This window comes from Sulfurimonas aquatica (assembly GCF_017357825.1).
Classification (GTDB): domain Bacteria; phylum Campylobacterota; class Campylobacteria; order Campylobacterales; family Sulfurimonadaceae; genus Sulfurimonas; species Sulfurimonas aquatica.
The window spans coordinates 86,543-112,758 of the sequence record NZ_CP046072.1; the positions used below are offsets into that span (position 1 = coordinate 86,543).

Here is a 26,216-nt window from a genome sequence, read left to right on the forward strand (position 1 = left end):
TAGATTTCTTGAGGATATATAAATGCTTGAACATAGAGATATGTTGAATGGACTCACAAAAAAGAGTTCTCTGCAAGAAAAGTTAATAAATATTCATCACTCGCTAAGTGACAGGTTCCCTTTTGTGGTGCGTATAGCAGTAGCAGTTTATGATCATAAAACAAAAGTTTTAAAGACTTTTTTACATAGTAGTGCAGAAGAGAACCCACTAGAGCACTACCAATCCTTACTCGATAATGCTCCTTCTCTAAAAAGCATCCTTAAAAGTGCTAAGCCTCGCGTTATAAACGACTTGCTTGAACTTGAAGAGATAACGCATGAGCATACCAAAAAGATAAATGCTCAAGGCTACAGAGCTAGCTATACTCTTCCAATATATAACGAGGGCCAATTTGTAGGTTTTTTGTTTTTTAACGCGGATAAAAAAGATGTGTTTAATGAGGAGGTACTTAATGAACTAGATCTTTATGCACATATTATCTCACTTTATGTAGTCAACGAGTTTGGCGCAATAGAGACCATGAACGCAGCTATAAAAACAACAGGGAACCTTTCTCATATTAGGGATCCAGAGACAGGCAAACACCTTGATAGAATGTCTCACTATAGCAGGATAATAGCTAAAGAGTTGGCAGATAAATACGATCTCGATGATAACTACATAGAGCACATATTTATGTTTGCTCCCCTGCATGATATCGGAAAAATAGGAATTCCCGATAGCATACTCTTAAAGCCAGCCGCTTTAAACTCTGATGAAATGGCTGTAATGCAAACACATGCTAGTATAGGAAGTGAAATGGTTTCTGACCTTTTACAGAACTTTGGACTTAGCAGTTTTGAGCATGTAGACGTACTGCATAACATTGCTATGCATCATCATGAAGCCGTAGATGGCTCAGGATACCCTAAGGGAATCAAAGGCAATGAAATTCCTCTTGAAGCACGCATTATCGCCGTTGCCGACGTATTTGACGCTTTGACAAGTAAGAGATGTTATAAAGAAGCTTGGAGCAATGAAGAAGCGATTGAAACATTAATCAAACTAGCAGATGTAACGCTTGATAAAGATTGCGTTAATGCGCTAGTAAAAAATATTACTGATATCGAAGAGGTTCAAATCCGCTTCAAAGAATAAGATAGTACTCAAGTTTAGTTCTGTAAAATATTTCTCAAAGGCTGACTAAAGTAGTAGCCTTGAGAGTAGTCAACACCTAGCTCTTTTACCTTGTTGAAAATTTCCTCACTCTCAACAAACTCAGCTATGGTTTTCGCGCCAAGCTCTTTGGCTACGTTTACGATTGTTTTTATCATGAGTTCCGAGTTTGAATCATTAAGTACATTTTTTACAATAGATCCATCAATCTTAATGTAGTTTGCTTTTAGCTTTATAAGATAGTCAAAATTTGAATAACCTGTTCCAAAATCATCAATGGATATTTTTATTCCAGACTCTTTTAAATACTCTAAAGACGAAAGCAGTTCTTGAGACTCTAAAGCTTCCGATTCGACAAGTTCAAAGACAATGTACTTACTAGCATCGGCTACTTGTATCTCATCACTCATGTACTGCATTAGCTTGCTGTTTTGTAAATCAGAGACGGTTAGGTTAACCGAAAAAGGTATTTTTATTTTTTTTGCCATCTCTAGCGTTTGATTAAAGACTATCTTTGTCAACTTTTCATAGAGTTTGGTCTTCTTTGCAATCTCTAAAAAGAAATAAGGCGATATAACGTTGTTTTCCTCATCTATCATCCTCACGAGCGCCTCATATTTCTCTATCTGCTCATTTTCGTTATTTATTATAGGCTGAAAAAAGGCCTTAATCCTGTCCTCTTCAATAGCATGATGTAGTTTTTTTGACCATTTCAAGTTGTTATGATGAGCGCTGTTTATATCTGGGAAATCTTCATAGGAGCAGATATCTTTTTTTAAGATTTTTGCTTGCTGGAGGGCAATGTCCGCATTGACTAAATGATCATTATCTCCTATATATATACCTACGGAAAAATGAATATATATCTCATGATCATCAATCATAAAGCTCTCGCTGAGATGTTTAAGTAAATCCTCTACATACATCTTCTCTTCAACCTCATTAATATGCTGGCCTAAGAGCGCATACTCGTCTACGGGGAGCTTATAAAGTCTATGAGTCTGCTCTATAAAACTTTTTATCTTATTTGCTACCTCTATAAGTAGTTTATCGGCGATATCATAACCGTAGAAACCGTTGATTTCATTAAATGAGTCAATATTTATAATCACAAGAACAGCAGAGCTCATGGGCTCTAACTCTGATATCAGTTTTTGGCGGTTAGGGAGTTTTGTTAAGGTGTCTGTATACTGCTTTTCAATGATTCTATTCTTCTCAATAAGCTCTGTAATGTCTTTTCTTATTGAGATATACTCAAGTATATTTTCTTTTGCGTCGAGTATGGGCATGATGGTTGTGTTTACAAGATAAAACGTTCCATCTTTCTTACGATTTTTGATGACTCCTTGCCACACTTTTTTATCCGTTATTGTCTCCCATAAAGAGCTGAAAGTCTCTAATGGAGTGTCAGGGTGCCTAACGACTCTGTGAGTGGCTCCAACAAGCTCTTCTTTTGTATAGCCAGATATCTCACAAAACATATCATTTACATAGGTGATTATACCCTTGGGATCCGTTTTAGAGACTATGTTTGTTTGGTCTATTACGTTTTTGTACTGCTGTAGATGAGCTTGTTGTTCTTGTATGTTATGCATATTTTCACTATTGAGCAAGTTCATATAAACGCGACTAAAAAACTCTTCAGATTGGTAAGGCTTGTGAAGATAATCATTCGCGCCTGCTCTAAGACAGTCGGAGACCTTGTATCCATCTCCATGTGCAGAGAGAACCATGATGGGAAGATTGTATCTTGTATGTTTTCTGCGAATCTGTTTAATAAGTTTTAGACCATCCATAACAGGCATTTCATAATCAGTTAAGACCATTTTGATATCAGGATTTTTTTCTAACTCTATGAGGGCTTCTTTGCCATGCTGTGCTTCTACTACAGTGAATTGATGGCGTTTTAGCAACTCTCTTAAGTGCATTATATATGTTTGAGAATCATCCACTATAAGTATTTTAGTATTACGGTTTTCTTCTATCTGTTTGATGAGTCCAACCACTTTTGCAAAATCATCCTTACTATCTTTTAGCATATAATCAATGATGTTTTTACTAAGCATTTTTTTTCGTAGTTCTTCACTATGTGAGGCGGTAAGGACTATTGTAGGTATTTGATGAGAAAGAGTATACTCAACCATCTCCCCCTCTATAGAATCTGGGAGAGTCAAGTCTACTATAGCTATATTGACGCTTTTTTGATTGTCGATTATCTCCCTAGCTTCTTTTGCATTATTAGCTATGAGTAATTTAAAGTCGAGTGGATTTATTAGTTGATTAAAATAGGATTGTACAACTTTGCTATCATCAATTAATAAAATCGTTTCTATTGGCATATGATTCCTTTAGATAAAGTAGAAAACTACATTAAACATTAAAATTATTAATTTTTCAGTCATTTCAATGATTTTATCATAATAATTGAAATATATTTATTAAATAACTTATTGATGAAATATAGGAGTGAGAGCTTAAATTATTAAATACAGTATTAATATACGTTATAATATATAGGTATGAAAAACTAATACAAGAGAGGCTCTTATGTTAGATATTACATTGATTCTTGTTGAAGATGATGATGAGTTGCGTAAACTTCTTGGACGGATGCTTTCTCGAAAAATTACTAAGCTATTTCTATTTTCAAGTCCAGTAGAGGTGCTTGAAAAACTTGATGCTATAAACCCTGACCTTATAATAACAGACATCAGAATGCCACAGATGAGTGGGTTAGAGATGATTGAAGAGATTAGAAAAACCAAAAAAAATCTTCCAATTATAATCTCTTCTGCGTTTACTGATGCCACACACTTCCAAAAAGCGATTAAACTTAAGGTAACAAACTTTCTTGTTAAACCCATAGATGTTGAGGAACTAATATTTGAACTAGATCGAATCGTAGAGAATATGAGACTTAATGAAAAATTGCATGCACAGGAGAAGTTACTTGCTGAGTACAAAAGAATTGTTGATGTTAGTAGTTTAATTTCAAAAGCAGATATTGATGGAAACATTACCTATGTAAATGACAAGTTCTCACAGTTAAGCGGATACACTAAAGAGGAACTTATTGGAAAACCTCACAGTATAGTCCACCATCCTGAGATGCCTGGAATTTTTTTTAAAGAGATATGGGAAACTATCTTAAACAAACAGATATGGCAAGGCATAATAAAAAACCGTGCAAAAAATGGCGAAAGTTATTATGTCGATACGACTATAGCTCCAATCTTAAATACAAAAAATGAGATTACTGAATTTATATCACTGCGTGAAGATGTGACAAAACTCATCAATACTATTGAAGAGGCAAAACGGCTTGAAAAAGAGAGAGAAGATTATTTAGCGCTTATCGATGATAACATTATCTGCTCTTCAACAGATGTAAATGGAATCATTACCTCCGTTTCTAAGGCTTTTTGCCGCATAAGTCAATATTCAAAAGAGGAGCTTATAGGGCAGGGTTATCAGATGCTAAGGCACCCTGAAGTAGAGAAGGCTTTTTATGAGTCATTATGGCAAGCAATAAAAAATACTCAAAGATGGGATGGAGAGATTAAAAATTTAGCCAAAGATGGCTCAACATACTGGATAGAGACTTCTATAACATCTATAATTGATCCTCATGGAGAAAAAATAGGTTATACGGCTATGGGGCAGGATGTAACTGATAAGAAGTTAGTTGAAAAGCTCTCAATTACCGATCATCTAACAGGATTGGTCAATAGATTAAAATTAGATGATATCTTAAAATATGAAATGTCAAAATTTATACGATATGGTTCTAGTTTATCGATAATATTAGTAGATATAGATTATTTTAAAAGAGTTAATGATAATTTTGGTCATCTTGTTGGAGACCAGGTACTAAAAGAGGTGAGTGAAATACTTATGCTAAATAAACGCGAAACCGATACTGTAGGACGCTGGGGAGGTGAAGAGTTTTTAATCATCCTTACTAAGACCGATATTGAAGGTGCTAGAATAAGAGCTCAAAAGATTCGATTAGCCATAGAATCACATACCTTTTCCGTCATTGGAACTAAAACAGTCTCTTTAGGAATCGCTGAATTAAAGCTAGACGATACTGAATCTAGCTTTGTAGAACGTGCTGATAACGCACTCTACTTGGCAAAAGAGAGAGGTAGAAACAGAGTCGTTGGCTAAAAAGCTAAGCTCTGTTTTCTAAAACTAGTTTTGGAATTTCTAATCTAAATTTACTTCCTTTATATGACTCCTGAATATTATCGCGATACTCTAACGTGCCTTTAAAAAACTGTTCTGTAATTGTTTTTGCTATATGAAGACCAAGTCCCGTTCCCATCTCTTTAGTTGTAAAGTAAGGCTCAAAAAGACGCGTGAGCGTCACTTCATCTATCCCTCCTGCAAGGTCGCGAAGCTCAAAAACTATAGTCTCATCTTCAAGTATAATAGCGATGATAATTTGATGCTGTTCTTTGCTGGGTTGCTCTAAGTTTAGGATAGCATCTTTAGCATTTGAGAGGAGGTTAAGAAGCACGTGCTGTAGTTCACTAGGGTAGCCTGTTATCTCATAGTGTGGATAATCTTGGTGGCTTGGGTATGGACAACTCTCATTTTCGGCTTGAGGACAGAGTATACCTATCTCAAGAGAGTTTGCTTTGAGTTGAGGCGCATAGAGACGCTCTAACTCTCTAACAAGCTCTATGGCGTTAAAAGTATTTAACTCTTTTTCTTTTGAGAAAAAATGTCTGAAATCATCTATAGTCTGCGACATATACTTAAGTTGTGTCATGATATCTTCTCTACTCTTTTTCATAGTTTCAAGATCAAGGTCACCATCTTCGTGGATATAGTACAACTCTTGAGCAATGAGTCCTATGGAGTTAAGAGGTTGTCTCCACTGGTGAGAGATGGCACTAATCATCTCACCCATGGATGCTAGCTTAGCCTGGTGCATCATATTTTCTTGTTCTTTATGCTGCGCCTTAAGCTCGACAATCTGAGAAAGATCCCTAATAGTCCCAATAAAGAAAAGCTCATTATTTATTTTAATAGGCATGACAGCGAGAGTTATTGGGACTAAGTTTCCGTTTTTATCAACTGCTTCAAGCTTTCTCTCTACCCCGATAACCTTACTTTCTTGGTTGTGATAGTTACGTACGTGCTCATCATGTAGGTCATGCTCAGGTTGAGGGATTAAGAGCTTGATATTCTTACCTATTAGCTCTTTATCTTTATATGAAAAAAGGATATTTGCAGCTTTGTTGACTCTTTTGATGATGGCTTTTCCATCAGTTATAATGAGCGCATCAAAGGAGTTTTCAAGCACACTATCCAGAAAAGTGTTTTTTTCATTTAATTTGATTTGTTCTACCTTAAGCTTTGCAATCATCCTTTTTATGATTAAAATAGCGGGAATTAGAATCATTAAGAGTGCGAGAAGTTGTGCTAGAGAGAACTCAAGTGCTTTGTATATAAAATCCTCAGTTGGAGAGGTTTTTGGCGAAAAAACAGCTAACATTTTCTCTTGATTAAAAAGAGTGATAGGGTAAGCGTTGCTATTGTCTAGATAAAATGGAGCAGGAGTCTCTTGAGCTTTTAACAGCTGGTAAAATTTACCATCTTTAAAAGGTGGATTACGGTAACGCGACCAGTTTTTTTGTGAATCTGGGTGAAGAATATAGTAACCCTGAGAGTCTATAAGTGTGAGCTGTGTTTCTACAAGGTTTGCTGCATCCTTTAGAAATGCACTCATGGAAAAGTTTATGATTACTATTCCAATTTTTTTTGCATCTTCAAACACTGGCATACCTATGCGAAGTGTAGGTTTCCATGGCAACTCTACTTTTCCATGTTCAACATTTAAATCAAGTTCAGAGTAGCCTATTTGATTCTCAGATAGAGAGTTAAAGTGGATAAAATAGTCTCTTTTTGATTTGTTTTGAAGTTTTTTTCCTTGGATTTGATGCAGAGTATTATCTGAAGTTCTATCGACTCTTATAAGTTCCATTCCATCAAGAGAGAGAAGTCTTAGCTGCATGATGTTTTGGTTAGTTTTTGCAGTGTGAAAGAGAAGACTTTGAACAGGTGCTCGAGACTCTGCGGATGTGTGGCTCAAAAACTCTGTAACATCAGGATGCTCTGCTAGCATCTTTATAAAGAGTTCTCGATTATTTTGAAAACTTTTAAACTTATCTGCAGTCAATTTGTATTTACTATGCATCTTGTCATGATTTTGTTCACTCAGGTCGCTGTTGATAAGCCAAATTACACCAACCATGATGATAATCGAACCTATAATTCCAAAAATAAGTAATTTAAAATTCTTATACATAAGTATCCTTATAAATCGAGCAGTGTACCTGTAGGCATTGGCTTCTCTAGTGGCTCACTTAGATAATAGCCTTGTAGAAAATCTACTCCTAAGGCTAGAGCAGCATCGTAGATGGATTTGTCTGAGACAAATTCTCCCACACACTTTATCCCAAGTTCATGAGCAAAGAGGAGTATTGAGTGGACTAAAACGCGAGAGCTATTGTCTTTAGCTATCTCTTTTATTAAAGAGCCATCGATTTTGAGTTGATCCATATCGAGGTTGATGAGATAAGAAAAGTTTGAATATCCACTACCAAAATCATCAATAGAGATTTTGATTCCATGCTTTTTGAGATACCTAAAAACATCTCGTATTAAGTTGAAGTTATCTATTCCTTCTGATTCTAAAACCTCGACGATGATACGATCTTGAAGATTATATTTATTTACCTTTTCTATTAAAAACTCTAAAGTCTCTTCATCCATTAAATCTTCGATAGAGAGGTTTATGGAGAAGGTCTCGCTGCGAGCACAAAAGGTTTCACATGCAAGAGTGATGACGGTACGGGTAATCTCTCGGTAGAGACTTGAGCGTTTAGCGACATGAAGAAAGTAAAAAGGTGAGACTACTGTACCATCTGGCTCAATGAGACGGACTAAACACTCATATTTTTTTATGCTTTTCTCTTTGGCGTTTATGATGGGCTGATAGTAGATAGTGATACGCTTTTGTGCAAGTGCCTCTTTAATCTTACTCGTCCATTTAAAATTCTCTTCATACTCTTTTTGTTTTTCGATTTGAAAATCATAAACTTCAAAGAGTTGATGGTGCTCACGTGCAGCTCTCATGGCTGTATCGGCACACTCGACATAATTGGTCATACCTGGCATAGAGAGAACAATCCCACAACTAAAATCAATCTCAAAGTTTATACCCTCATACTCAAAAGGATTCTTCTTTATATGTTTTTTAAGAGCATAAGCAAAGCTTTTGAGTTGCTCAAGACTGTTTTTTGGTTTACAAATTACATATTCATCTGATCCTATACGATAGACTTTTCCATAACTATCATCTGTAAGTTCTTTGAGCATATTTGCCATGTAGATGAGTGCTGCATCACCAAAATGAAGACCAAATAAAAAGTTGATCTCTTTAAAACGGTCAATATTTACGAGCATAAGTGTGAACTCTTCTTTATTCGCAAGAGACTGATGCAAACTGATACGGTTAGGTAGGCCTGTGAGACGGTCAGTTATGAGCTGCTCTTTAAGTTGTTCACGCTGCATTATAATGTCTGAAATATCCACTTTTATAGAAATATATTCGAGAATCTCTCCATCTGTGTTTAGCACCGGTGCTATGGTCGTCTCTACATAAAAAACAGTTCCATCTTTTTTACGGTTTTTCATTATTCCTTGCCACACCTGTTTGGACTCTATTTTTGTCCATAGTGCTTTAAAGAACTCCTTGGGAATATTTGGATGACGAACAATGTTATGTGAACTTCCAATCAACTCCTCTTGGGAGTAACCGCTGAGTTGAATGAACTTTTCGTTAGCATATTTAATAATACCACGTGGATCAGTTATGGTAATGTTGTTACTTAAGTCAACAATATGTTTGTACTGCTTGAGCAGAGTCTCTTTCTCTTTTAAAAGTTGTTCTACTTTGATGTGAGAAGCTATATCCTTAATCATCTCAAGTAGTTTATCAACATCAATGGGTTTGATAAGAAAGTGTTCTATTTTGAGGTTGATTGCTTTGAGAAAGTAGTCAGTTTCACTAAATGCTGAGGTGATTATGACAGGTATCTTTGGATAAATTTTTCGGACGATATTTATCATCTCTAGGCCATTCATCTCAGGCATCTTGATATCGGAGATGATAATGTCAGGATTAATCTTTGTAAGCTCTTCGAGAGCGTTTGATGCATTTTCAAAGGAGTTTACAACACTGATTTTTCTTGAGAGTATACGGGAGAGTCGTTCGCGTAACTCTGGATCATCTTCAACAAGTACTAAGCTTATATCTATCATTTTATCTTCTCTTTATATATAATATTAAGATCTCAAATTTATTAATACATGTTAGTATAAAACTCCTGAGGTATAACTTTATTTTATAATATGAAAGAGATTCTAATCATTTTCTGATGAGATTACGCAGTTTCTTCCTCTTTCTTTGGCTATGTAAAGATAGCTATCAGCAGTTTTTATAAGATCTTCAGCTGAAGTCTCTATGCCTGAGGATACACCTATTGAAGTCGTGATTTTTATGGACGTAGTTTCGTTTAGTTTTATGGAGAGAGATTCTATGTTTTTTCGGATATTTTCAGCCTTTATAACAGCATCGGCTAAAGAGCAGTGTGGGGCTAAGATTAAGAACTCTTCTCCTCCCCATCTACAAGCGATATCGGCTTCTCTTGAGTTGGAGAGAATCTCTTGGGCTATTATCTGCAAGACAGTATCACCTGCATCATGACCATAGGTATCATTTACTTTTTTAAAGTAGTCAATGTCAAAAAGTAAGATAGAGTAGGGTTGGTTCTCGCGTTTAGCACTTGCAACTACATGTGTTACGTTTGCATGAAAATAGTTTCTATTATACATAGTTGTTAAGCAGTCTGTCATAGCAGCTGATTCAAGCTTTTGTAATAAGAGAGTATTCTCTTTAAAAAGTCTTGAGTGATCAAGCAGAGTATTCATCCGTGTTAGAAGCTCTTCCATTGAAAACTCTTTAAAAATGTAATCATTTGCTCCAAATTTCAGGATATTTGCTATAAGGGCAGGATTTGAAGACCCTGAGAGTATCAAGATAGGTAGTTCAAACTTATCATATTTTAAACGCAGAAGACGAGTAAGGTCAAGACCGTTCATCAGGGGCATCTCAAAATCACTTATTAAGATATCTGCATTTATGTTGTGCTCGACAATAGACTCATGTGCCTCTTTGCCATTTGCAAACTGAGCATAGGGGATGTTTTGAGTTTTTAGCATATCTGAGAGTACTCTTCTTGAGATAGAGGAGTCATCGCAAATAAGAGCAAGGGATGTTCTGTTTGCCATTAAACGCGAAAGTGTATTGTTGATATATTTTATTACAGTATCTTTATCACTTTTATACATATAGTCAACGATAGGGAGTTTGATAAGTTTTTCACGCTCTTTATCATTCTCTGAAGAGGTAATGATGAAGAGCCTCTCTTTTCTACGAATAAGCCATCCTATAAAGTTTCCACTACTATCTGGCAGGTATATATCGACAAATAGTAAATCATACTTTTTACTTTGAATGAGTTCTCTCGCCTCTTGTTCTGTTGCTGCTACATCACAAATGATTGAAAATTTTTCTTGAATACTTTTTTGCATAAATTGAGATAGGGTTGATGAGTCTTCTATAACTAAGACATGTTTTACCTCATAGCAGTGATCGGAGAATATTTTAACTTGCTCATCATGATTGGGCTGAGTTGACTGGCTCTTGGAAAGTTCTTTAGGCATGGTTGCTCTTTATATATTTATAATAATTTTTAATCACAATAAGTATCTTCTTCCTCTTCATACTCAAACTCTTGCTCTTCTTCTAGGGGTTCTTCATTTAAGTAGTCATAAGGTTTGTCATCTATCTCTTCTTCTATGGGTGTGTTATCAAAATGGTAATAATTCATCTGTAGACCTTTTAAATTTTCTTTTTATTATTTTAGCTGTTTTTTCTCATATTGAGTAGTTCTTCATCAACATTTTCAATAAGATGTTGCGCTTCGGCTATCTCTAAAACACCATCATGCTCCATCTCCCAAACTAGAGAACGCTCATGGTTTATAAGCAGACGCTGTGCTGAGTTTTTTTGTAAAATAGTAATGAGTTCAGGATGCTCTTTACAGACAACTCTTGTAAATGCCAAGGCTTTTGAACGGTTTTGCTCTATAAGTTCTCTCGCATGTTTGGCACTTTTCTCATTTGGCTTAAGTGTGTCAATATGTTTGAGCATCTCATCTTGTGCCTCAACAAAACCTCTAGCAATGTCATAGTTTAAAGAGAGCCTCGATATGAGCCACTCTTTCATGGAGCTACCCATAAGAGGTAGAGAGTGTATCCATTTTGGAGGAGTGGGAACACTAAGGCTTGCGTTTAAGTAAACTCTTGGTGCTATGAGTGGGTCATTGTCTAGTGCTGATTCAACAGACCTAGAGAGAGTAGCTGCAGCTTGGCGACCGATGTAGCCCTCTTCATACTGTCTCCAGTAGTCACTTCTTTCTATCTCCAAAAGTCGACGCATAAACGCTACCTCTTGCTCTTTGTTGGTTAGTTTTTCACTGAACTCTTTTTCAAAACTCTCCTCTTCAACTCTATTTACGAGTGTAGTGAGTTGGACTTTATCAAAAAAAGGATTATGGATGAGTGTTCTTAAATACTCCCTCATTCTCTTGTCTATCTCACTCTGTGCTTTTAAGACGGAAGCCTCCTTTGCCGAGGGGAGACGGTCTAGTTTTAGTAGATGAAGTAACCACTCCATAGTCGAGCCATTTATAAGCATAGTCAAAAAAACTATGCCAGCAGTTAAAAATAGAATCTGCTCTCTAAGCTCCGCTTGGATATTTACGTCTTGAGCGATAGATAGAGCAAGTGAGAGTGAGACAGCACCACGAAGTCCTCCCCAAACAACAACAGAAGCCTTGCTCTTTGTTATGCCTGTGCCAATGCGAGAGAGTATAGGCATCAAAGAAAAAACTGAAATAGCCCGTATGAGGGTAAGCAATATATAAAGCAGAGCAAGTGTAATCCAAAGCTCTAAAGAGTCAAAGGTTGCATAGCTGATGATGATAATTCCAACTATCAAGAAGATAAGCGTGTTTGCAATATAGGTCATCATCTCCCAAAACTGATGTAAGAAGTGAGAGTTTTCAGGAGATATTCGCGTTTTTCCAATGGTAGAGAACATCAATGCCAGTGAGACAAGGGCTACAACTCCTGAGACATGTAAAGATTCGGCAATGAAGTAGGAGACATAAGCCGCTACGATTGAGAGCGTTATCTCTATGAGAGGTTGATTGAGTATTTTTCCCATTATCCAAAGAGTTATCCATCCTATGCCTAAGCCGGTAAGAAGTCCAGCGCAGACGACCCAGATAAACTCTACAACAAGACTAAAGGCACTGACCTCGGTTGTTTGACCAAGGGCAAATCCATAAAAAAGAGAGAAAAAGACTATGGCGGTTCCATCATTAAGTAGAGATTCCCCCTCTATGAGAGTCTCGAGGCGTTTACGAGAACTCTTCTCTTTTAGAAGTGCTACAACTGCAACAGGGTCAGTTGCGCTTATAAGTGCTCCAAAGAGTAGCGAAACACCAAGACCCCAGGAGAGTAGATAGTGAATGCTCAGTGCAGATAAAAGCATAGATATGATGAGCCCCACTATGGCTAAAAGGGCGATTTGAGGAAGAGTCCTAAAAAATAGATGCGACTCCATGGTATAGGCGGATTCAAATATAAGTGTAGGTAAAAAAAGAAAAAGAATTAGATGGGGCTCAATGTGAGAAATTTCATAAAACATAGTGCCAATATTAGAGTATTCATTCAATAGACCAGCTTCATTCGCTCCACCTAAGGCTATACCAACAAGCAGAAGCATAATAGTGTAAGGAATGGGACTCCGCTTCATAATGATTTTTATGAGCGAGCCTATCAGAAGCGAGATGACGACAAAGAGTAGTATGATGAGACCGTTACTGTGCATAGAATTGTTCCCTTTAATTATTGTTTAATTATTTCAGTTGTTTGGCATCTATTATATTCACATTGAAAAGTAGTGTGTGTTATACCAAAAGAGTTAGAGAGCCTATCTTCAAGTATATCTATGATTTTTTGAGACTCCTCAAGTGATAGGTTGTTATTAAAATCAAGATGTGCTTCAAGATGGATTCTATGCTCATCTAGTTGCCATAGGTGAAGATGATGGGCATTGTTTATCTCCTCTTGCTGAAGTATGAGACCAAGTATCTCTTCTAAATCTACATCTTTTGGAGTAAACTGCATCAAAATGGCGCTAGAGTCTTTAACTAAACCCACTGAAGCCCAGATGAGGTAAGTTGCGATGATGAGTGAGACGATAGGGTCAACCCAGTAGAGTTGATAGTAGTACATTAGTACTCCGCCAACAACTACCGCTACAGAGGTCATAACATCAGTGAGAAGATGAAGATAGGCTGCTCTGATATTCATGTTTTCATGGGCATCATCTTTAACTAAAAGAACGCTAATGGCATTTAAAATAATACTCAAAATACCAAGTGCAATAACCCAGATAGAATCAACAACCTCAGGGTTGTAAAACTTGTGAAATGACTCAAAAATAAGAAAAATACCTATACCTATAAGAACGGAGGCATTAAAAAGAGTTGCGAGAATCTCAGCACGTTTGTACCCAAAAGTTTTATCGGTATCGCTTGGTTTTGCAGCCAGACGATTTGCGCCATAAGCAACTACTAACGCTATAACATCACTAAAGTTATGAAGTGCATCACTCAGTAGTGCTAATGAGCCAGAAAGCACTCCCCCAACTACTTGTGCAAGGGTGATAATAACATTGAGGATGATGGTTATAAAAAGATTTTTTCCACTTACATCATGATGGTGATGATCTGCCGACATACTGCTTCCTTTGAAGGGTATATAAAAGATATCTTATATGATAACATGAGTTTGTGTAAGATTACTAATGTGTAAGTGTAAAAAAGAGAGGATAAACTTCCATGCAAGTAAAGAACAAAAATAAGCTCTTTACTTTACTGCTTAAAACGCCAAGTATGCACCAAGGTATGTATTTGTAATCTCTCCGGATGGAACCGTTACTGAATTAGAAGACATTTTATTTCTAATTATTTTAGAATAACCTAGCATCACACCTAGTTCATTACCAAAAAGTTGAGTGTAGCCTATGCTTAAAACTAAATCAGCGTTATAACCTCCACGTCCCTCAAAAATTGTATCTGAGTCTGTGTTTTCCGTATGGTCCCATATAGGCATACCTGCAATAGCTCTAAAGTTCAGATGAAGTGATGAATCATTTAAGTAATACCCCTCATACCAGTATCCAATTTGAGCTGTTACAGACATAGAACGCTGCTCAGTAACCCCTTGCTGCTGATCTACTCCATTGATTGTAAGTGTTTCATCAGCATGTTGAGGAATCAGAGTTGTACTAATCTCGCTTGAATATGCAAAGTTACTTTTGGTCTCATAAAGAGTTCCTACTGTGTAGAGAGGGTTTGTTGATGTTGCATCAGTCTCTATAGTGTCATTTGTTGTTTTAAAGTTGAGGTTGTTCATAACAACTCTATAGTATGAGTATCCACATTTTTGTTTGTATTAAGGAGAATGAAAGGAGCTTTAAGAAATAAAATGGTTTTACAGCGACTTGATCAAACATATAATACAAGCGAAGAATTATAGTGTAGAAAAAATATATCAATAATTGTATAAAATTTAATCAATTATAAGTATATTTTAAAATCATAATATATTACAATCTCCTCACAAAACATGGAATATAGTTTATACTCTCCTTAGATCTACAACTTGTAAACATTTCTATTACCATGTTTTATAAAATATAATTAGGAAGAAGAATGAAATTATTAAAAATAAGTACAGTAGCCGCACTTTTAGTAAGTGCTAATGTATATGCGGTAGAAAATGTAAAAGTAGGTGGAGACGCTAAACTTTTTTATGGAACACAAGATGCGGGATGGTTTAGCGGTGCAGATTCAGGTCTTTTTGAAAAAGATGCGTCATATGCAGACTTTGGAGTTAGTTTAGGTGTTACGGCTGATCTTATGGAAAATGTGAAGGCTGGGGTTAAGGCTCAACTCATAACAACTCTAGGTCTGGAAAATGATATAGTTGTTGGGGGTTGGTCAAGTGCACACTCAAGCGAAAGTGGTACACTTAAGACAACAGAATGGATTTCAGAAGCATGGATTGAAGGTAAAATTGGTAATACAACCGGTACCATAGGTCGTATGACACTAGATACTCCACTTGTATTTACCGAAACATGGAGTATGGATTATAATACTTTTGAAGCGATTACAATTACAAATGAAGATATTCCAGATACAACATTAACAGGTATGTTTGTTGGACAGTCAAATGGTTATGGATCTGGTGGAACAGCAGATGCTAACGTTATGGCTTCTGGTGGTGCATTTAGTAAATTAGGATCTGATGGTGCCTTTATTGTTGGTGCAACTAATAACTCTGTGAAGCCGTTAACGGCACAAGCATGGTACTACAATCTTCCAAATACGTTGGACGCTTTTTGGTTACAAGCTGATGTAGATTATGAAGGTATCATCGCTGGTGCTCAATATACTACTATTAATAGTGATGGTGGAACGGATAGTGATACTGCATTTGCTGTAAAACTAGGTTATGCTATCCCAGATATTGCAACAATAACTGCTGCTTATTCATCAGTAGGTGATAAGGGTGATCGTGGAGGAGTATATAATATTGCCACTGATGGTCAATATTCTGGTACAGCATCAGCACTTTATACAGAATTCTGGTGGTGGTTCCAAACAGCAAGTGTTACAGGTGCAAATACTATGACTCTTTCAGCTGAAGGTTCAGTTGCTGATGTAGATTTATTTCTTGGACTATACAGTGCAGAGATTAAACCAGCAACAAGTACTACAACTGATAAAGTAGATGAAATTACTTTCACCGCAAGTAAATCTTTTGGTCCTATAGACACCTCTATTGCACTTATGTATGATATGTTTGATACAGATGCTGTAAAAGGTCCAAATTACATGGAAGATTTAACTTCATTCCAAGTATACTTGACTTATAACTACTAATCTATAAAACTACATTACCCCTTTTCTTAAAGGGGTAACTCTTTATACCTCATTTATGAATATTAATACCACACTTTTCTAAAACAAAATTATCTATTTCATACGGTTGTATATTATTTAATCAACTAATTGTATAAAATATTTATTCTGCATGTTATAATTATTTCAGAAAACATATCATGAGGTTGAAAACCTCACTGCAACTAATAGACAACTAGGGTTCCGATGAAATATTTCATGTCTGGTCCGAGAGTTGTCAACCTTTTGAATAGAGGTTACACGGAGGGATAAAAGCCCGGGAGGTTATCTACCTCTTGGTGTGTTTACCTTAAATCTATTCAGGAGTTTTTTATGAAATCTTTTTTTACATCAACATCAAAATTATTAGTTGCCACAGCTTTAGTTAGCACACTTGGCTCATCATTACTTATGGCTGAGGTCAAAGACAAATTTCAAGTATCATGGACGATTTATGTAGGTTTTATGCCTTGGGATTATGCTCAGCAAAAAGGAATCGTAGATAAATGGGCTAAAAAATATGACATAGAAATAGATTTAGTTCAAGTTAACGACTATATAGAATCAATCAATCAGTATACTGCCGGTAAATTTGATGGTTGTTTAATGACAAATATGGATGCACTAACTATCCCTGCTGCAAGTGGTGTTGACTCTACTGCACTAATTATGGGTGATTTTTCAAATGGAAATGACGGTATTGTTCTTAAAGGTACAAATAAACTTTCTGATATAAAAGGTCAAAATGTAAACCTTGTTGAGCTTTCAGTTTCTCATTATCTTCTTGCTCGTGGTTTAGAGACTGTTGGTCTTAGCGAAAAAGATATTACTGTTGTAAATACATCAGATGCAGATATGGTTGCTGCTTATACATCAAGTGAAGTAACAGCATTAACACCATGGAATCCTCAACTCAGTGAAATTATGTCAATGAAAGATGCAAACCTAGTATTTGATTCAAGTGCAATCCCTGGTGAAATCATCGATATGCTTGTTGTAAATACAGATACATTAAAAGATAACCCCAAGTTTGCAAAAGCTTTAACTGGTGCATGGTTTGAAGTTATGGCACTAATGAAAAAAGGTGACAAGGAAGCTTTAACATTTATGGCAGAAGCATCTGGTACTGATCTTGCAGGCTTTAAAGGTCAACTTAATTCTACAAAGATGTTTTATGACGCAAGTGAAGCAGTTGAATTTTCTCTAAGTAATGAACTCCCAAACACAATGAAGAAAGTGAGTGAATTCTCATTTGATCACGGTATTTTAGGTGAAGGTGCTCCAAATGCAGAGTTTATTGGTATGGAATTTCCAAATGGAAAAACTTTTGGAGATACAAAAAATATCAAACTCCGTTTCATTGATACTTATGTGAAAATGTCTGCTGATGGGAAATTATAAGATATCACTATGAAACGATTAATGAACTTACGCCCGTCAAAAGCGACAAAATTCTTTTTAGGACTTCTACCATTTTTGATAGTGGGTATTTTCTATATCATTGCATCAGATATACGTCTAATGGAAAATCCACATGACAAGTTATTGCCATCCCTTACTAGTTTCTCAAAAGCTATCGATAGAATGGCTCTAACACCAAGTAAACGAACAGGTGAAATTTTATTTATAAATGATACTTCTGCTTCACTTCAACGTCTTGGACTAGGTATTCTCATAAGTGCTATATTGGCAATGCTTATAGGAATTCCATTAGGATTTATTCCCTTTGTAAGAGCTGGTTTTTCACCTTTTGTGGCCGCTTTTTCAATGATTCCTCCTATCGCGGTACTTCCTATACTTTTTATAGTCTTTGGAATGGGAGAACTCGCAAAAGTAGCTCTGATTGTTATTGGTGTTACACCTTTAATAGTTCGAGACCTTCAGCAACGTGTATCTGAGATACCCGCTGAACAGATTATTAAAGCACAAACTTTAGGGGGTTCTACTTGGACTATTGTAGTTCGAGTAATACTGCCACAAATTATGCCAAGATTACTTGACTCAGTACGTCTAACACTAGGTACAGCTTGGATATTTTTGATATCTGCAGAAGCAATTGCTGCAACCGAAGGTTTAGGATATAGAATATTTTTAGTACGTCGCTATATGTCTATGGATGTCATTTTACCTTATGTAGCATGGATAACTATCTTAGCATTTTTGTTTGACTATTTCTTAAAGAAAATTACTTACAAACTTTTCCCTTGGTATAGTGGTGCAAAGGAAAATACATGAGTTTAATTACTATTAAAAACCTTTGGAAAGAGTATGGAGATAATGTTGTTTTAGAAAAAATCTCTCTTAACATTCAAGAGGGAGAGTTTTGTACACTTGTTGGACCTTCAGGCTGTGGAAAAACAACTTTTTTGAAGATGCTACTAGGACAAGAGACACCAACAAGAGGAACTTTTCTACTTGAGGGTAAGCCTTTTCCGCAAGAGCCAAGTTTAGAAAGAGGAATTGTATTTCAACGTTACTCTGTATTTGAAAACTTAACAGTACTTGGAAATGTTCTGCTCTCTATCGAGCTTAAAGAGTCGAAGTTTTTTGGACATCTTTTTGGATTAAAACGCCAAAAAGCGAAAGAGGCTGCAATAAAGATGCTTAATGCTGTTGGACTCGCAGAGTCTCTGCATAAGTATCCTACTGAACTCTCCGGTGGTATGCAACAGCGTTTATCAATTGCACAATCTTTAGTAAATAAACCAAAGATATTATTACTAGATGAGCCGTTTGGAGCTCTTGACCCTGGTATACGTGCTGATATGCATGCACTTATATTAGATTTATGGAAGAAACACAACTTAACTGTTGTTATGGTTACACATGATTTACATGAGAGTTTTTACCTTGGAAGTCGTCTTCTAGTATTTGACAAGGTGAGAAATGACTCACAAGCACCTAACAGATTTGGAGCACAAATTACTTATGACATTCCTGTTGGTAGTGAAGGAATGATAATGACAAAAATTAATAAATCTCTAAAAGAAGGAAACAAATGATAATAGAACATACAAAAATTAAACCTGAAAATATACTCTTAGAAGAGACACTTCCTGGTGGTGCTAGGTGGTCAAAAATAATTCGTCGTGGCGATAAAATACGTATTAGCAGTAAAGATGGTTTGGCATCTCTTTCAGCAATGTTTTACAATGCAGATAATAAGGCAGAACGATTTAACTCTGCAGATACTGTAAAAGTACAACATAATGCTTTTTTCACTAAAGGACAATCTCTATACTCAGAACTAGGTCGTATACTTTTTTCTATAACTGATGACACTACGGGTGGTCTTTTTGATGCAATTACTGGAATCAGCAATCCACGTATTTTAAAAGAGAATTTTGGTAATGGTACTTATGAAGATTTACGAAATCGTTACCATAAAAGTGATCGTGAAAACTTTTTAGTTGAACTTGGAAAGTATGGAATGGGTAAACGCGATATGGTTCAAGCGATTAACTTTTTTAGAAGAGTAGATGTCGTTGATGGAAATAAACTAGAACTTTCTTCTAAACGTGCTGAACCAGAGAGTTATATTGACTTACGTGCTGAAATGAACGTACTACTTGTGCTATCAAATACGCCTCATGTTATGGAAAAAGGTGACTACAATCCTAGTGATGTTCAACTTACACTTTATAAAGGGTCCCCCGTAACAGAAGATGACCTTTGTAGACATTTCAGTCCACAATCACAGCGTGCATTTATAAATAATGACCGCTACTTTGCCTAAGGAAAAAATAATGAGCCAAAATATTGAAAATGAAATTTATAATGAAAAGATCGCAGCAGGTGTTCCTTGGAGCTATGTTGTAAAAAAAGGGCAAACTCTTCGTATAGTTGACCTTGAAGGATGTCAAGCAGTTGATACGCTTTTTTACAATGCAAATGATCATGAAGAACGCTACTCTGCAAATGATACAGTAAGAGAACAAGGAAGTATCTTTGTTTCGACTGGAACAAAACTTATCTCTACTGATGATAATGTAATGATGGAAGTGGTGGCAGATACTTGCGGTAATCACGACACACTTGGTGGACACTGTAGTGCTGAGAGTAACACAGTTAGGTATGCACTTGATAGAAAATACATGCATAGTTGTCGTGATAATTATCTCTATGAGATAGGTGAGTTAGAAATGGACCCTAGAGATTTAACAAATAACATAAACTTTTTCATGAATGTTCCAGTGGAAGAAGATGGTCATCTTATTATAGTTGATGGTATATCTAAGCCAGGTGCATATGTCGATATGAAAGCAGAAATGGATACATTAGTTTTGGTTTCAAATTGTCCACAACTTAACAATCCATGTAATGCTTTTAATCCAACTCCTGTACAGATGATTATCTGGGAGGACTAAAATTATGACTAAAATTATAAAATTATTTAGACATAATGATGCATTGATGCCTAATGTATTAGCATGGTCATATGTCTTGTTTACATACATATTTGGTTTTATGGCAATACTAGCCAATGATTTATGGATAAATGCTATAGGTGTGATTTTTTTGGCACATTCTATGGTTATAGCAGCATATTTTATTCATGAATGTGCACATGAGTCTGTTTTTAAACAGAGTCGCCACAATCAAATACTTGGTGAAATTCTTTTATGGATAACGGGAAACTCTTATAGCGACTACAAAGCACTTAAGAAAAAACATGTTCGCCATCACATGGATAGAGCGGACATCGTCTCTTTTGATTTTAGAGAAAAACTCAGCGAGTATCCAAAAACGCTAAAACTACTGCAAACACTAGAGTGGTTTTACATACCAGCACTTGAAATCATGATGCATGCTTTGGTGATTGTGCTTCCATTTATAAAAAGCAATCGTAAACATCTTCGCTCAAGAGTAGCACTTGTTTTAGCTCTTCGTATAACTATGTTTACACTTTTAGCTTCTATCTCGCTAAAAGTGCTTGTTTTATATCCTATAGCTTACATGATTTTTTTGACTGTTATGCGTTTTATGGATGTTCACCAACATACTTACGACTTGTATGAAACACTAGACCAAGAGCGAGGCGAAGAGGTGAAAAAGTATGATGGTGCTTTTGAGATTGCAAACACCTACTCAAACTTAATCTCGGAGCGTTTTGCATGGTTAAATCTTTTTGTGCTCAACTTCTCGTATCACAATGTTCACCATGACCAACAAATGCAACCCTGGTATGCTCTGCCTAAGTTACATGACAAGCTTTATAAAGGGAATGAAACGCGAGTGCTAACATTTTCAAAACTTTTAAAAAGTTACCACACGTACCGAGTGGCGCGCATCATAAATGCTGATGAACCATATACAAATGTTCATCATGGTAAAGATTTTATTGGAGTGGATGGCGTTTCGTTTTTGACGGCACACTAAAGGATTTTTGATGACACAAGTAAAAAGATTTACACCCATACTTACGGGAACTCATCGTTACGAGAAGACACTCTCAACTCGTGGACACGGTAAAGGGGTGATTATTGAAGCACCTATTTTAGCTTATCTCATAGAGACTAGAAATGGACGGATTTTGTATGACGTTGGCTGTGACTATAGCAAAATCGCAAATGAAGTTAAACGCAAGAAGTTCTATGAAAACGATGGTTTTGAGTTTGGTGCACCCACTATGAGTGAAGAACAAAGACTTCCAAATCGACTGGCAGAGCTCGGTTTACTCAAAGAAGATATTGATGTGGTGTTTTGTGGTCATCTTCATTTTGACCATGCAGGTGGATTATGTGAAATGTGTCATGCTGATGTACATGTTCATAAAGCTGAATTAGAGAGTGCTAAAAACCTAGAAGATGAGGCTTATTTTGCAGAGGATTTTGACTGTCCCATAAACTGGAAAGTTTTTGAAAAAGAGTACAGCCTCATTGATGGTGTAAGAGCTATTGAAACACCAGGTCATACAGCTGGGCACATGTCTATGCTCATCGAACTTCCAAAAGGAAAGCCAATTTTACTTGCAGGCGATGCGGCGGACTTGAGTGAAAACATAGAAAAAGAGATAGCACCAGGGCTTTGCTGGCAAGAGAATGAACAGATGGCTATACAGAGTATTCGTAAGCTTAAAGATATAGCAGACAAAGAGAACGCTCAAATATGGCCAAATCACGATATGAAGTTTTTTAAGTCTAAAAACTGTTTTCCACAGTTTCTTTCTTAGCACTTGGAAAAGAGTATATCTTCTCCCTTTCACAAGACGGCTTGTGAAATGTATCAACCGGGACGGCCCACAAAATTTACTATCTAAGGAAAACAAATGTTTACTAAAATATTAATTGCGAACCGCGGAGAAATAGCTTGTCGTATTATCAAAACTTTAAAGAAAATGAATATTCAATCAGTTGTCGTTTATACTACAGCTGACATTGACTCACTACATGTGAGTTTAGCAGACGAGGCCTATCTTATAGGAGAAGGTCTTGCAAGTGAGAGTTACCTTGATTATAAGAAAATTCTAGCAATTGCTAAAGAGAGTGGTGCCCAAGCGGTTCACCCTGGTTATGGTTTTTTAAGTGAAAATGCTAAGTTTGTAGATTCATGTATAGAAGCAGGTATTGTTTTTATAGGGCCGACAACAGAGCATATGAAAAAATTTGGTCTCAAACATACAGCACGTGAGTTGGCTGAAGACAACTATGTTCCCCTACTCCCTGGTTCTTCAATCTTAAAAGACTTAGAAGAAGCAAAACAAGAAGCTTTAAGAATTGTTTATCCGGTAATGCTTAAAAGTACTGCAGGTGGTGGTGGGATTGGAATGCAATTATGCTATAACGAAGAAGAACTTTGTAATTCTTACGACTCAGTAAAACGCCTAAGTGAAAACAACTTTTCAGATGGTGGTATGTTTCTAGAAAAGTATGTTACTCATGCCCGCCATATAGAGGTACAAATATTTGGTGATGGCAAGGGTTTCATTGGTGTTTTGGGTGATAGAGACTGTTCTGTTCAAAGACGTAATCAAAAAGTCATAGAAGAAACACCAGCACCAAACCTTAGTAATGAGACAAGAGAAGCACTTTATAGCGCAGCAAAGAAGTTAACGTCATCTGTTTCTTACCTCTCAGCAGGTACTGTAGAATTTGTTTATGATACAACAAGTAGTGAGTTTTATTTCCTTGAAGTAAATACTCGTCTTCAAGTAGAACATGGTATTACCGAAGAGGTATCTGGTGTTGACTTAGTTGAATGGATGGTTCGTCAAGCTTATGGAACAAATCCTGAGTTGTATTCTTATGAGCACAATCCAAAAGGACATTCCATAGAAGTGCGTATCTATGCGGAAGACCCTGCTAAAAACTTCCAGCCAAGTTCTGGAACATTAACAAATGTAAGTTTTGCTGATGATATTCGTTGTGATACCTTTATCGAAACTGGTTTAGAAATCTCTGCATTTTATGATCCAATGATTGCAAAACTGATTATAAAAGCTGAAAATAGAGAGAATGCTTTAGTGAAGATGAATAAGGCTATTGAAGAAACAAGAGTTGATGGAATAGAAACTAATCTTCGCTACCTTGGAGCTATTGTAAAGTCAGAAGTATTTGAACAAGGTTTACAAACAACAAAATTTCTTAATACATTTGAGTATGCAATTACAAGTATTGATGTTCTTAGACCTGGGACACAGACAGCTATTCAAGACTATCCTGGGCGTTTAGGATATTGGGACATTGGTGTTCCTCCCTCTGGTCCTTTTGATATGCTTAGTTTTCGTTATGCTAATCGTATAGTGGGAAATAGTGAAGATGCAGCAGGATTAGAGATTGCTATTTCTGGTCCTACATTAAAATTCAACTCTGATACAGTTTTCTCATTATGTGGAGCTCCTATTGATGCCTCGTTAGATGGAGAAGAAGTATTAATGAATAAGGCAATTACTATTAAAGCTGGGAGTATACTAAAACTAAAAAAAGTGAGTGATGAAGGTTTTAGAACATACTTAGCAGTTCGTGGTGGATTTGATGTACCTAAGTATCTTGGAAGTCGTTCTACATTTACACTTGGACAGTTTGGTGGTCATGCAGGTCGTACATTATTAACGGGAGATGTTTTACATCTTGATACCCTTATTGAGAGTGAAGCCGTATCTGAAATGATAGTACCACATCAAGAGTACTCCAAATCATGGAAAATAGGTGTTCTATATGGCCCCCATGGTGCACCAGATTTTTTTACAAAAGAAGATATAGAAACTTTCTTTGCAACTGACTGGAAAATCCATTATAACTCAAACCGTACGGGGATAAGACTTATAGGTCCTAAGCCAGCATGGGCAAGAACTGATGGTGGCGAAGCTGGACTACACCCTTCAAATATTCATGACAATGCTTATGCTATTGGAGCGGTAGATTTTACTGGAGACATGCCTGTCATCTTAGGACCAGATGGTCCAAGTTTAGGTGGGTTTGTGTGCCCTGTAACAATTGTAACTGCAGAACTGTGGAAATTAGGTCAATTAAGAGCTGGTGATAAAGTTACTTTTGTTCCATTAGAACATGACACTGCAATGGAGATGCTTCAAGCACAAGAAGATGCTCTTGAAAATTTAGAGACTTATGATGAGAAAGTTTTCTTAGAACCTAAACCTATTGGGAGCCCTATTCTGTATAGTGATGAAGGAGAAGGTGACCTTCCTTCTGTAGTAATGCGTCAGTCTGGTGATAGTTATCTGCTAATAGAATATGGAGAGATGCAACTAGAAATATCATTGCGTTTTAGAGTTCATGTACTAATGCAAGCGATTAAGAGTGCTAATATTAAAGGTATCATAGATGTAACACCAGGTATTCGTTCTCTACAACTGCATTTCGATCCTAAAGTATGTAAACGCGATGAGTTAATGGAAAAAGTGAAAACGATAGAACTTACTTTACCATTAGTAGATGATATTGAAGTTCCTGCTCGAATAGTCCATCTGCCACTATCTTGGGATGATGAATCAACACGAGTTGCAATTGATAAGTATATGAAGACAGTTCGTCCTGATGCACCTTGGTGTCCAAGTAATATTGAGTTTATTCGTCGTATAAATGGTTTAGATTCAATACAAGAGGTAAAAGATATAGTATTTGGTGCTAACTACCTTGTTATGGGCCTTGGTGATGTTTACTTAGGTGCACCAGTTGCAACTCCACTTGACCCAAGACAACGGCTAGTGACAACTAAGTATAATCCAGCACGTACCTGGACACCTGAAAATGCGGTAGGTATCGGTGGTGCTTATATGTGTGTATATGGTATGGAAGGCCCTGGTGGTTACCAATTTGTTGGTCGTACAGTTCAGATGTGGAATCGTCATAGGCAAACAAAAGATTTTATAGAAGAAAAACCTTGGTTACTAAGATTTTTTGATCAAATAAAATTCTATGAAGTAAGTGCTGATGAATTACATCAGATGCGCGAAGATTTTCCTCGTGGTCGAATGAAACTAAAAACAGAAGAAACTACATTTTCACTGAAAGAATATAAAGATTTTTTAGATACTAACAATGAGTCAATAAATGAGTTTAAAAAGACTCAACAAGATGCATTTGAAGAAGAACGCCAAATGTGGGAAAGAACAGGACTTGCAAACTTCAACATGGAAAATAGTGACATTCAAGTAATAGATGAAGAGAAAATAGAACTAGCACAGAATGCTGAAGCTGTTGAGTCTCCAGTCCAAGGAAGCCTTTGGAAAGTTATGGCAAAAGTAGGAGATACTGTAGCAGAGGGTGATGTACTCGCTATTGCAGAATCAATGAAAATGGAAATAGACATTGATGCCCCGGAAAATGGAAAAATAACTCATGTTTTATGTTCTGAAGGCGAAAATATTCAAACCGGTAAGATGCTTTTTGTCATTGAACCTATTTAAAGGAATAATA

At 36.3% G+C, this 26,216-nt stretch carries 19 protein-coding genes and 1 riboswitch; of the genes, 11 read left to right on the forward strand and 8 right to left on the reverse strand.

The features are described 5' to 3' along the window. Positions 1-22 precede the first annotated feature (22 nt). Positions 23-1,138, forward strand: a complete 1,116-nt coding sequence (locus GJV85_RS00385; protein ID WP_207561915.1) for an HD domain-containing phosphohydrolase — start codon at positions 23-25, stop codon at positions 1,136-1,138. Positions 1,139-1,152: 14 nt separating this feature from the next. On the opposite strand, the gene GJV85_RS00390 is transcribed toward GJV85_RS00385, so the two are convergent. Then, positions 1,153-3,495 carry an EAL domain-containing protein gene (locus tag GJV85_RS00390; RefSeq protein ID WP_207561916.1) on the reverse strand — a complete coding sequence of 781 codons (2,343 nt, stop codon included), beginning with the start codon at positions 3,493-3,495 and terminating at the stop codon, positions 1,153-1,155. A 208-nt stretch (positions 3,496-3,703) separates the two neighbouring features. Here GJV85_RS00390 and GJV85_RS00395 point away from each other — a divergent pair, with 208 nt between their 5' ends. Then, a complete protein-coding gene (locus GJV85_RS00395; RefSeq protein WP_207561917.1) occupies positions 3,704-5,326 on the forward strand; it encodes a diguanylate cyclase in 1,623 nt (540 codons plus the stop codon). A gap of 4 nt (positions 5,327-5,330) precedes the next feature. On the opposite strand, the gene GJV85_RS00400 is transcribed toward GJV85_RS00395, so the two are convergent. The 7 genes from GJV85_RS00400 to GJV85_RS00430 all read right to left on the reverse strand — a co-directional run bounded on the left by GJV85_RS00400 (position 5,331) and on the right by GJV85_RS00430 (position 14,785). Continuing rightward, entirely contained in the window at positions 5,331-7,475 is a 2,145-nt protein-coding gene (locus tag GJV85_RS00400; RefSeq protein ID WP_207561918.1) for a PAS domain S-box protein, read from the reverse strand. Between the two features lie 8 nt (positions 7,476-7,483). Beyond that, positions 7,484-9,493 (reverse strand): EAL domain-containing protein, encoded by a 2,010-nt coding sequence (locus GJV85_RS00405; protein WP_207561919.1) that lies wholly within the window; start codon positions 9,491-9,493, stop codon positions 7,484-7,486. A 102-nt stretch (positions 9,494-9,595) separates the two neighbouring features. Next, the gene (locus tag GJV85_RS00410; RefSeq protein WP_207561920.1) at positions 9,596-10,957 is read right to left on the reverse strand and encodes a GGDEF domain-containing response regulator; all 1,362 of its coding nucleotides are present in this window, start codon (positions 10,955-10,957) and stop codon (positions 9,596-9,598) included. Between the two features lie 29 nt (positions 10,958-10,986). After that, positions 10,987-11,124, reverse strand: coding sequence for a hypothetical protein (locus tag GJV85_RS00415; RefSeq protein ID WP_207561921.1), 138 nt, complete (start codon positions 11,122-11,124; stop codon positions 10,987-10,989). Positions 11,125-11,156: 32 nt separating this feature from the next. Next, positions 11,157-13,193 carry a cation:proton antiporter gene (locus GJV85_RS00420; RefSeq protein ID WP_207561922.1) on the reverse strand — a complete coding sequence of 679 codons (2,037 nt, stop codon included), beginning with the start codon at positions 13,191-13,193 and terminating at the stop codon, positions 11,157-11,159. A 17-nt stretch (positions 13,194-13,210) separates the two neighbouring features. Next, on the reverse strand, positions 13,211-14,107 hold the full coding sequence (locus GJV85_RS00425) for a cation diffusion facilitator family transporter (protein WP_207561923.1): 897 nt from the start codon (positions 14,105-14,107) through the stop codon (positions 13,211-13,213). Positions 14,108-14,248: 141 nt separating this feature from the next. After that, a complete protein-coding gene (locus GJV85_RS00430; protein ID WP_207561924.1) occupies positions 14,249-14,785 on the reverse strand; it encodes a hypothetical protein in 537 nt (178 codons plus the stop codon). Between the two features lie 299 nt (positions 14,786-15,084). Here GJV85_RS00430 and GJV85_RS00435 point away from each other — a divergent pair, with 299 nt between their 5' ends. From GJV85_RS00435 to uca, 9 genes are all read left to right on the forward strand, one after another. Next, on the forward strand, positions 15,085-16,320 hold the full coding sequence (locus GJV85_RS00435) for a hypothetical protein (RefSeq protein WP_207561925.1): 1,236 nt from the start codon (positions 15,085-15,087) through the stop codon (positions 16,318-16,320). A 203-nt stretch (positions 16,321-16,523) separates the two neighbouring features. After that, a riboswitch (guanidine-I (ykkC/yxkD leader) is annotated at positions 16,524-16,624 on the forward strand. A 47-nt stretch (positions 16,625-16,671) separates the two neighbouring features. Beyond that, the gene (locus GJV85_RS00440) at positions 16,672-17,739 is read left to right on the forward strand and encodes a putative urea ABC transporter substrate-binding protein (protein ID WP_207561926.1); all 1,068 of its coding nucleotides are present in this window, start codon (positions 16,672-16,674) and stop codon (positions 17,737-17,739) included. Between the two features lie 9 nt (positions 17,740-17,748). Next, the gene (locus GJV85_RS00445; RefSeq protein WP_242689803.1) at positions 17,749-18,573 is read left to right on the forward strand and encodes an ABC transporter permease; all 825 of its coding nucleotides are present in this window, start codon (positions 17,749-17,751) and stop codon (positions 18,571-18,573) included. After that, on the forward strand, positions 18,570-19,340 hold the full coding sequence (locus GJV85_RS00450; protein WP_207561927.1) for an ABC transporter ATP-binding protein: 771 nt from the start codon (positions 18,570-18,572) through the stop codon (positions 19,338-19,340). The genes GJV85_RS00445 and GJV85_RS00450 overlap by 4 nt, the downstream gene beginning before the upstream one ends. Continuing rightward, positions 19,337-20,074: an urea amidolyase associated protein UAAP1 gene (locus GJV85_RS00455; protein ID WP_207561928.1), complete on the forward strand. Its 738-nt coding sequence runs from the start codon at positions 19,337-19,339 to the stop codon at positions 20,072-20,074. The genes GJV85_RS00450 and GJV85_RS00455 overlap by 4 nt, the downstream gene beginning before the upstream one ends. Positions 20,075-20,084: 10 nt before the next feature. Then, complete coding sequence (locus GJV85_RS00460) at positions 20,085-20,705, forward strand: urea amidolyase associated protein UAAP2 (RefSeq protein ID WP_207561929.1); 621 nt, start codon at positions 20,085-20,087, stop codon at positions 20,703-20,705. 4 nt (positions 20,706-20,709) lie between these two features. Continuing rightward, positions 20,710-21,717: a fatty acid desaturase family protein gene (locus GJV85_RS00465; protein ID WP_207561930.1), complete on the forward strand. Its 1,008-nt coding sequence runs from the start codon at positions 20,710-20,712 to the stop codon at positions 21,715-21,717. 10 nt (positions 21,718-21,727) lie between these two features. Further along, positions 21,728-22,510 (forward strand): N-acyl homoserine lactonase family protein, encoded by a 783-nt coding sequence (locus GJV85_RS00470; RefSeq protein ID WP_207561931.1) that lies wholly within the window; start codon positions 21,728-21,730, stop codon positions 22,508-22,510. A 96-nt stretch (positions 22,511-22,606) separates the two neighbouring features. Further along, on the forward strand, positions 22,607-26,206 hold the full coding sequence (gene uca, locus GJV85_RS00475; RefSeq protein ID WP_207561932.1) for an urea carboxylase: 3,600 nt from the start codon (positions 22,607-22,609) through the stop codon (positions 26,204-26,206). The last annotated feature ends 10 nt before the right edge of the window (positions 26,207-26,216 follow it).

Bases quoted from the DNA above. Each gene is read 5' to 3' on its own strand.
- GJV85_RS00385 (WP_207561915.1), top strand. From the start codon at position 23: ATGCTTGAACATAGAGATATGTTGAATGGACTCACAAAAAAGAGTTCT.
- GJV85_RS00390 (WP_207561916.1), bottom strand. From the start codon at position 3,495: ATGCCAATAGAAACGATTTTATTAATTGATGATAGCAAAGTTGTACAA.
- GJV85_RS00395 (WP_207561917.1), top strand. From the start codon at position 3,704: ATGTTAGATATTACATTGATTCTTGTTGAAGATGATGATGAGTTGCGT.
- GJV85_RS00400 (WP_207561918.1), bottom strand. From the start codon at position 7,475: ATGTATAAGAATTTTAAATTACTTATTTTTGGAATTATAGGTTCGATT.
- GJV85_RS00405 (WP_207561919.1), bottom strand. From the start codon at position 9,493: ATGATAGATATAAGCTTAGTACTTGTTGAAGATGATCCAGAGTTACGC.
- GJV85_RS00410 (WP_207561920.1), bottom strand. From the start codon at position 10,957: ATGCCTAAAGAACTTTCCAAGAGCCAGTCAACTCAGCCCAATCATGAT.
- GJV85_RS00415 (WP_207561921.1), bottom strand. From the start codon at position 11,124: ATGAATTATTACCATTTTGATAACACACCCATAGAAGAAGAGATAGAT.
- GJV85_RS00420 (WP_207561922.1), bottom strand. From the start codon at position 13,193: ATGCACAGTAACGGTCTCATCATACTACTCTTTGTCGTCATCTCGCTT.
- GJV85_RS00425 (WP_207561923.1), bottom strand. From the start codon at position 14,107: ATGTCGGCAGATCATCACCATCATGATGTAAGTGGAAAAAATCTTTTT.
- GJV85_RS00430 (WP_207561924.1), bottom strand. From the start codon at position 14,785: ATGAACAACCTCAACTTTAAAACAACAAATGACACTATAGAGACTGAT.
- GJV85_RS00435 (WP_207561925.1), top strand. From the start codon at position 15,085: ATGAAATTATTAAAAATAAGTACAGTAGCCGCACTTTTAGTAAGTGCT.
- GJV85_RS00440 (WP_207561926.1), top strand. From the start codon at position 16,672: ATGAAATCTTTTTTTACATCAACATCAAAATTATTAGTTGCCACAGCT.
- GJV85_RS00445 (WP_242689803.1), top strand. From the start codon at position 17,749: ATGAAACGATTAATGAACTTACGCCCGTCAAAAGCGACAAAATTCTTT.
- GJV85_RS00450 (WP_207561927.1), top strand. From the start codon at position 18,570: ATGAGTTTAATTACTATTAAAAACCTTTGGAAAGAGTATGGAGATAAT.
- GJV85_RS00455 (WP_207561928.1), top strand. From the start codon at position 19,337: ATGATAATAGAACATACAAAAATTAAACCTGAAAATATACTCTTAGAA.
- GJV85_RS00460 (WP_207561929.1), top strand. From the start codon at position 20,085: ATGAGCCAAAATATTGAAAATGAAATTTATAATGAAAAGATCGCAGCA.
- GJV85_RS00465 (WP_207561930.1), top strand. From the start codon at position 20,710: ATGACTAAAATTATAAAATTATTTAGACATAATGATGCATTGATGCCT.
- GJV85_RS00470 (WP_207561931.1), top strand. From the start codon at position 21,728: ATGACACAAGTAAAAAGATTTACACCCATACTTACGGGAACTCATCGT.
- uca (WP_207561932.1), top strand. From the start codon at position 22,607: ATGTTTACTAAAATATTAATTGCGAACCGCGGAGAAATAGCTTGTCGT.